The organism is Citrobacter sp. VF227 (assembly GCF_052950715.1).
Genome location: NZ_JBRFVF010000705.1, coordinates 1 through 309, shown reverse-complemented (window position 1 = coordinate 309; position 309 = coordinate 1). Strand labels below are relative to the sequence as shown.

At 69.3% G+C, this 309-nt stretch carries 1 protein-coding gene; it reads right to left on the bottom strand.

Features of this window, described 5'->3' with window-relative positions; translation table 11 throughout:
- Nucleotides 1–309, bottom strand: a 309-nt coding sequence (locus ACU8YC_RS28660; RefSeq protein ID WP_446896474.1) for an AIDA repeat-containing protein, incomplete at both ends; no start/stop codon positions are given.

Below are 309 nucleotides of genomic sequence, written 5' to 3'. Positions count from 1 at the left end.
CATTCATCGTCACGTCTGTCGCCGTGCCGCCCGTGTTCACCTTCAGCGTCCCCTCGCGGTCCACGGTGGTGGTGTCCGCCCTGTCCCCGGTCAGCACCTCCAGCCGGCCACCATTTTCCAGCACCACACCGGTGGCAGTTCCGCTGGTCGCATCCACGCTGAAATTCCCCAGCCGGTTGGTGCCGGACACGGTCGCTGCCGTGCTGGTCACCAGGGCCCCGCCCTGTGCCAGGGTGACCTGACCGGCGACGCCGCCGGCATTCACCTGCAGCCTGCCGCCGCTGTTGACCTGCGTCTCATCCGCCCGGG